Source organism: Aquabacterium sp. A08 (assembly GCF_011742065.1).
Genome location: NZ_JAAQQT010000169.1, coordinates 1 through 388, shown reverse-complemented (window position 1 = coordinate 388; position 388 = coordinate 1). Strand labels below are relative to the sequence as shown.

Sequence of the window (388 nt, the reverse complement as noted above, 5' to 3'; positions counted from 1 at the left end):
AGGGTGGTCTTGCCGTGGTCCACGTGACCAATGGTGCCGACGTTGACGTGCGGCTTGGTCCGCTCAAATTTCTCTTTTGCCATTGCAAATACCTCGATAAAAGAACAAGGCCCGTGTGGGTTTAACGTCTCCAGCCAGAGCCTGCCACGGGCAGCCGACTCACCGCTAAACGGCGCTGAAGACAACAACAGTCCCGCACACCCCCCTCATCCAGGGTTGCCGCAGATCCGGCGCTTTGCCGGTCTGCTGGCAACGCCCCCTGGAGGGGGTGACGCGCCCCTGGGGGCACGGCGCGGGGGTGGGCCAATTACTTGGCGCGGGCCGCCATGATGGCTTCTTGCACGTTGCGCGGGGCTTCCGAGTAGTGCTTGAATTCCATCGTGTAGGT

The 388-nt window shown here is 62.1% G+C and carries 1 protein-coding gene; it reads right to left on the bottom strand.

Annotation, left to right across the window (positions count from 1 at the left end; genetic code table 11):
* The coding region (locus HA630_RS22440; protein WP_243855311.1) for a GTP-binding protein at positions 1–134 on the bottom strand (134 nt) is incomplete at its 3' end.
* Positions 135–388 lie beyond the last annotated feature (254 nt).